The sequence below is a fragment of the Actinomycetota bacterium genome, assembly GCA_023488435.1.
Taxonomy (GTDB): Bacteria; Actinomycetota; Coriobacteriia; order Anaerosomatales; family UBA912; genus UBA912.
Genome location: JAMDCK010000012.1, coordinates 20,241 through 27,262 on the forward strand (window position 1 = coordinate 20,241; position 7,022 = coordinate 27,262).

Sequence of the window (7,022 nt, forward strand, 5' to 3'; positions counted from 1 at the left end):
AGCGCGAGTCCGTATGCTACCCAACCTCGGCTGCCGCTGTCAACTGCGAACACACTTTCAGCGTGGGTTTATCGCCGGGCTACTCGGCAGCGAGGCTGCGTGCGGCTTCGAGGCGCTTGAGCGCGGTATCTCGGCCCATGAGAACGATCGACTCGAACAGCGGGGGACTGATGGTCGATCCGGTGACAGCCACCCGGGTCGCCTGGAAGACGAACTTGGGCTTGAGTTCGAGTTGCGCAGGTATCGCACGCATGGCCGCCTCGACGGCTTCGGCCGTGAAGTCGATCTCGGCAAGCGCTGCGTGGACTGCAGCTAGTGCCCGGCCGGCGCCCTCCTTGGCGAGCGTGGCTGCGAACGACTTCTCATCAAAGGTGAGGTCATCGGTGAAGAAGAAGGCCACCATGCCGACGACCTCGTCAAGGGTCTTGATGCGCTCGGCGACTAGCGGGGCAAGCTCGACCAGCCACTCGTGGCGCGACGCGGCCTGCTCGGCAGTCAGGAGCCCGGCTGCATCGAGCAGGGGCGTGATGAGTGCGACGAAGCCTTCGGGGGGCATCTCGCGCAGGTGAACACCGTTCATCCACTCCAGCTTCTGGACGTCCCAGAGCGCAGGGTTCTTCGAGACGCGCGAGAGATCGAAGCGCTCAACCAAGGTCGCGCGGTCGAAGATATTGGTCTCATCGAGCGACCAGCCGAGAAGTGCGAGGTAGTTCATGAGGGCTTCGGGCAGGTAGCCCATGTCGCGGTAGGCCTCGACGCTGGTGGCGCCGTGACGCTTGGAAAGGCGCTTGCCGTCGGCACCGAAGATCAACCCCATGTGGGCGAAGGCGGGGACCGGTGCGCCTAGGGCCTCGAACACGACGACCTGCCGAGGAGTGTTGGACAGGTGATCATCGCCCCTGATGATGTGGGTGATGCCCATCTTCCAGTCGTCGACGACGGTGGCGAACATGTATGTGGGGGATCCGTCACTGCGTACGAGCACGAAGTCGTCCATCGCCTGGATGGGGAAGACGACCTGGCCGCGGATCACATCGTCGATGGTGATGTCGGTGCGATCCGTTGGGGTCTTGATCCGCCAGACGAACCCGTCGCCGCGCGAGACCTGCTCTTGGGCGACGGTCGGGTCGATGCCCCTGCATGTCCTGTCGTAGCCCGAGTATCCTCCGGCGGCCCTTGCCGCCTCACGTTTGGCCTCAAGGACGGCCGGTTCGCAGAAGCAGGGGTAGACGGCCTCGCGCGACTGAAGCACGACGAGAGCTTCGGCGTAGATCTCGCCCCGCAACGCCTGTGAGTAGGGACCGCATTCGCCGCCAGCGTCGGGGCCTTCATCCCAGTCGAGGCCGAGCCAGCGCATCGCCGAGAGGATCGCTTGGGTGTTCTCGTCGGTGGAGCGCTCCTTGTCGGTGTCATCGATGCGCAACACGAACTTGCCTCCGTGATGGCGGGCGAATGCCCAGTTGTATATCGCAGTGCGAGCGCCACCGATGTGGAGGTGGCCGGTGGGGCTGGGAGCGAACCTGACGCGTACAGTTTCTGACACTGGATATCTCCTCGGCGGGTGTGGATATTTGGACGAGCATCCATATTACCGCCTAAGAGGGCGAGGCGCACGGGTCGACTCGATCCAATGGTGACTTAGCGTGCACTTCGTGGTATCGTCATGCCTGTTCTCATCTCGAGGCGGCCACTATGCGGCCGCAGAGGGTCGAGGGACCGAGCCCGGTGACACCCCGGCAACCGGCGCCGAAAGTGGCGCACGGTGCCAATTCTCGGCAGGTTGATTCCTGACAGATGAGGGAATAGCGTTCGACGCGATCGTCGGCACGTGAGGCCCTTACCTATCAGGTGAGGGCGTTTTCATTTTGCGCGCCCGATGCTGTAGGCCAGTGATGTCCGATCGTAGTTGCCCACAAGGAGGACGCATGCCAGAACGCGATTATCTGTTCACCTCGGAGTCAGTCACTGAAGGCCATCCCGACAAGATGTGCGATCAGATTTCCGACGCCATCCTCGACGCCATCATTCAGCGTGAGACCGAGTTGGCCGAAGCGGGCTTCGTTTCGCCGACGGGCGTTGCTGCTAACCCCGAATTCGTGCGCGTCGCCTGCGAGACGCTCATCACCACCGGGCTCGTGGTAGTTTCCGGCGAGATTCGCACGCACGCATATGTGGATGTGCCTTCAATCGTTCGCGAGGTCATCGCTGACATAGGTTACACGCGTGCCAAATTCGGCTTCGACCACGAGACCTGCGGAGTCGTAACCACCATCCACGAACAGAGCGCGGATATTGCGATGGGCGTCGACGAGTCCTTCGAGGTCCAGCATGGGATGCAGGTCGATCCACTCGATCTCATCGGCGCTGGCGACCAGGGGATGATGTTCGGCTACGCCTGCAACGAGACGTCGCAGCTCATGCCGATGCCGATCTACCTCGCGCATCGCTTGGCCGAGCGCTTGACGGCCGTCCGCAAGGGCGGCGTGCTGCCGTACCTGCGTCCTGATGGCAAGACCCAGGTGACCGTCAGGTATCTCGATGGCAAACCTGTCTCGGTGGACAAGATACTAATCTCGACACAACACGCCGACGGCGTCGACATCGACGATCTTCTCAAGCCCGACCTCATCGAGCACGTAATCAAGCCCGTGCTCGAACTCGAGGACATCGCCTTCGATAACGCCGAGATCTACGTGAACCCGACCGGGCGCTTCGTTATCGGCGGCCCGATGGGGGATACCGGACTTACCGGTCGCAAGATCATCGTCGACACTTACGGTGGTATGGGACGTCACGGCGGCGGCGCGTTCTCGGGCAAGGACTGCACCAAGGTCGATCGCTCGGCAGCTTACGCGGCCAGGTGGGTCGCCAAGAACCTCGTGGCCGCCGGACTGGTCGACAGATGCGAGATCCAGCTTGCATACGCGATCGGCGTCTCGCATCCGCTTTCGGTCTTCGTCGAGACCTTCGGCACTGAGAAGGTGTCGATCGGAGCGATCGAGTCCGCCGTCGACAAGGTCTTTGACCTGCGCCCCGGTGCAATCATCCGCGATTTGGATCTGCGTAGGCCGATCTACCGCAAGACGGCTGCCTATGGGCACTTTGGGCGCACCGACAGGGACTTCACCTGGGAGCGCACCGATCGCGCCAAGGAGCTGGCCGAGGCGGCCGGTCTCGACGACTGAGGAGCGCGTTGTGGTGCAGGATCGTTTCGCGCGCGTCGTCGTCGACGTACCTGCCCGTGCGCTGGCCACCGCATTCGATTACCGCATACCGCAGACGATGAGCGGGGCCGTTGCGATCGGCTGTCCGGTGGTGGTCGAGTTTTCGGGCCGCAAGGTAATCGGCTGGGTCGTGGATGTCACGACTGCGACCGAGTACCCAGATGCGCGGGACCTGCTGGCCGTACTCGGCAACGCGTACTTCGACGCATCGGCTGCTCGCCTCGCCGAGTGGATCGCCGCCGAGTACGTAGCGCCGCTCTCCGAGGCCGTGCGGCTCTTCCTGCCGCCGGGCTCGGCCGTCAAGCTCGAGTCGACGCCGAGTGCCGAGGGCGAGCAGTGGTCGCTTCGGCGGCCTGCAGTGCGGGCCTCATCCGAGCGCTGGGTCACCTTGGCTGTCGCCGACTACCTGCCGAGGAAAGGCGCCGCGGTCCAGCAAGCGATCGTGGAGGCCCTTTCGGCGGGACCGATGGGCGTCTCGGAGCTGCGGGAGATCGCTGGTACGGGCGCGACGGTCGCGATCCGCGTCCTCGAGAGCGCTGGAGTCGTCGAGGTCGAGAGTCGCCGCACCTTCCGCAGGCCCGACGCGCGCACGTACGCCGCGCTGCGTCCCGAGTTGCTTTCGGCGGGCCAGCTCGAAGCACTCGAGCGGATCGAGGCAATGGTCGCCGGTGGGGGCGGCACCCTGCTGATCGAGGGCGTGACCGGCTCGGGCAAGACCGAGGTCTACATGCGCGCGATCGACATGGTGCGCGCCGCTGGTCGCCAGGCGATCGTGCTCGTTCCCGAGATCTCACTCACGCCGCAGACGGTCGGGCGCTTCCGCGATCGCTTCGGCGAGAAGGTCGCTGTGCTGCACAGCAGGCTTTCGGCGGGCGAGCGACTCGACGAGTGGGACCGGATCCGGGAGGGCCTGGCCGACATCGTGGTCGGCGCCCGTTCGGCGCTGTTCGCACCTATCGCCGATGTGGGGCTGATTATCATCGACGAGGAGCACGAAAGCTCCTTCAAGCAGGGCAGCTCGCCGCGGTATCACGCGCGCGAGGTCGCTGAGCGCATGGCTTCCGCCGCCGGTGCGACGCTCGTACTCGGCTCTGCAACTCCGTCGATGGAATCGCTGCATCGTGCCGAAACCGGCGACTACCAGCGCGTCCTGCTTCCCGAACGCGTGGGCGGTGGCGCTCGCCCCGCAGTCACCGTGGTCGACATGACTGCCGAGTTCGCCGTGGGGCATCGCTCGATGTTCTCCCGCGCGATGACTGCCAGACTCGCCGAAGTAGCTGCCGAGAAGGCCAAGGCGGTCCTGCTACTCAACCGCCGCGGTTTCGCGTCATTCCTGCTGTGTCGCGAGTGTGGCCACGTGCCTACATGCGACTCCTGCTCGATCTCGATGACCTTCCACCAGTTAGGCCCCTCGCTCGCGTGTCATCACTGCGCGTCCCGCCGGGCGGTTCCCACACTCTGTCCGGAGTGCTCAAGCCCTTACCTGCGCAAGTTCGGTGCCGGAACGCAGCGGGTGGAGCAGGAGTTAGCGCTGCTCTTTCCCGATCTGCCTGTAGTCCGCATGGACGCCGATACCACCCGGGGCAAGGGAGGGCACGACCGCTGCCTGGCAGAGTTCGAGGCGCTTGAGTCCGGAGTTCTTCTCGGCACGCAGATGGTTGCCAAGGGACTCGATTATCCTGAGGTCACGCTGGTGGGCGTCATGGATGCCGACACGATCTTGAAGCTCCCGGATTTCCGCGCCGCTGAGCGCACCAACCAGCTGCTCGAGCAGGTTGCCGGCCGAGCCGGAAGGGGCGCCGCCACCGGGCATGTGGTCATCCAGACCTACCAGCCCAAGCACCCCGCGATCCAGGCGGTCGCCGCCCAGGACCGGGCCGCTTTCCTCGCCGAGGAGCGCGACGCTCGAAGCGAGCTCTCGTACCCACCTTATGGGCGCCTTGCCAGTGTGCTTCTCACCGGCTCCGACCAGCAGGCTGTGCGCGAGGCTGCAACGGCGACGGCCGCCCGCCTGCGCCAGAACCTCCCCGCGGGAGTCCGCATCCTCGGTCCGAGTGCGGCCCCAGTAGCTCGCATCCAACGCGCCTGGCGATGGTACATCCTCGTCAAAGCAGAGCTCGGCGTCGATCTGCCGAGGTTCCTCGCTGAGGCGCTTCGCAGCACTGCGCACAAGGGCGTCAAGATGGCTGTCGACGTCGACTGCCAGGATATCGTGTGAGACGCCCTGCGCTTTGATGTGGGTCGCCGCGGCCTTCTCGGCAGGTTGTTTGCTGTGCGAAAATTCGGCATTATGACATCATCCGCCCGACGCGAAGAGTCGGTCTGACCAGCATAGGAAGGCACTACCCCTGATGGAGATTCTGTCACACCCGAGTCCCGCCCTGAAGCTTGTTGCGCAGCCGGTCGATCCCGCCACCGAGGCCGACCTAAGGCAGCTGGTCGAGAGGATGGCCCGCGCGATGTACGAGGCTCCTGGCATCGGACTGGCCGCCACCCAGGTGGGCGTGATGAAGCGCGTGATCGTCTACGACCTTGACGACGAGCTGGTCGCACTGTGCAACCCCGTGATCACCTGGCATTCCGAGCAGACCGAGGTGTTCGATGAAGGGTGTCTGTCGCTTCTGGGCCTTGAGATCCCCATCGAGCGACCGGTCGCCGTGACTTGTGAGGCTCTCGACCTGCGGGGCAACCCCGTTCGCATCGAGGCCGATGAACTGCTGGCCCGCCTGCTCCAACACGAGATCGACCACCTGGATGGCATCATCATCCTGGACAGAGCCACGCCTGAGGAACGCAAGTCAGCCATCAAGCGCTACATGGAGTTGACGCAAGCGCATTCTCGCTGATAACGGCAGCCGATAACGAGGGGAGTGGTGCACGTATGCGTGTGGTCTTCATGGGCTCACCTGACTTTGCCGTGCCCTCCCTTCAGGCTCTGGTCGAAGCGCACGATGTCGTTGCGGTCTTCACCGCACCCGATCGCGTGCGTTCGCGTGGAAAGAAGGTGACCCCCACGCCCGTCAAGGAATGTGCGCTCGAGGCGGGGATACCCGTCCACCAGCCGTCCACCCTGCGAGATGAGTCGGCGCAGAAGCTTCTGTCCGAGTACGATCCTGACGTTGTCTGCGTCGCAGCCTACGGGCATATCCTCACCCCCGAAGTTCTGGCACTTCCGCCGCACGGCTGCATCAACGTCCATGCCTCGTTGCTGCCCGCTTATCGGGGCGCAGCGCCGATCCATAGGGCGATTCTCGCAGGCGACCCCATCGCCGGCGTTACGATCATGCAAATGGAAGCCGGACTCGATACCGGGCCCATGGCATCGATCCGCTCGATGCCTATCGGTGGACTCGCAGTCTCCGAGCTTACCGCTCACCTGGCCGTCCTTGGTGCAGAGGCGCTCATCGAGACCCTCGGCGAAATAGAGGCGGGAAACCTCCAGTGGATCCCGCAGGACGCCTCCCGGGCGACTTATGCGGCCAAGATCACCGATGCCGACCTGCGGCTCACTCCCGAGATCACCGTCGAGACCGCCTCGCGCATGGTGCGCGCCTCTTCGGCGAGTGCCCGCGCGAAGATGCGTATCTGCGATCGCACACTCGATGTCCTTGAAGCCAGCGTCTCCGAGACACCCGTTGGGCCCGGTGAGCTCGTGCAGACCCCCGATGGCTTGGTGGCCGGGTTCGCCGACGGCGGCCTGCTGCTCGAGTTCGTGTGTTCCGCTGGCAAGGCCCCCGTGTGCGGAAAGGCTTTCGCTTGCGGATTGCGCCTCGCGGATGACACGCGGTGGGAGCCTAT

Annotated in this window: 5 protein-coding genes and 1 riboswitch; of the genes, 4 read left to right on the top strand and 1 reads right to left on the bottom strand. The window is 64.4% G+C overall.

Annotated elements, in window-relative coordinates; all coding sequences use genetic code 11:
• Positions 1-79 precede the first annotated feature (79 nt).
• Complete coding sequence (gltX, locus tag M1617_01410) at positions 80-1,543, bottom strand: glutamate--tRNA ligase (GenBank protein ID MCL5886950.1); 1,464 nt, start codon at positions 1,541-1,543, stop codon at positions 80-82.
• 154 nt (positions 1,544-1,697) lie between these two features.
• Positions 1,698-1,801: riboswitch (SAM riboswitch) on the top strand.
• A 124-nt stretch (positions 1,802-1,925) separates the two neighbouring features.
• On the opposite strand from gltX, the gene metK reads away from it, so the two are divergent.
• The 4 genes from metK to fmt all read left to right on the top strand — a co-directional run.
• Positions 1,926-3,185 (top strand): methionine adenosyltransferase, encoded by a 1,260-nt coding sequence (metK, locus tag M1617_01415; protein MCL5886951.1) that lies wholly within the window; start codon positions 1,926-1,928, stop codon positions 3,183-3,185.
• A gap of 13 nt (positions 3,186-3,198) precedes the next feature.
• Positions 3,199-5,442 (top strand): primosomal protein N', encoded by a 2,244-nt coding sequence (priA, locus tag M1617_01420; GenBank protein ID MCL5886952.1) that lies wholly within the window; start codon positions 3,199-3,201, stop codon positions 5,440-5,442.
• Positions 5,443-5,575: 133 nt separating this feature from the next.
• Positions 5,576-6,070: a peptide deformylase gene (gene def / locus M1617_01425; GenBank protein ID MCL5886953.1), complete on the top strand. Its 495-nt coding sequence runs from the start codon at positions 5,576-5,578 to the stop codon at positions 6,068-6,070.
• Positions 6,071-6,105: 35 nt separating this feature from the next.
• Positions 6,106-7,022: methionyl-tRNA formyltransferase (fmt, locus tag M1617_01430; protein ID MCL5886954.1), on the top strand; the 917-nt coding region annotated here is incomplete at its 3' end.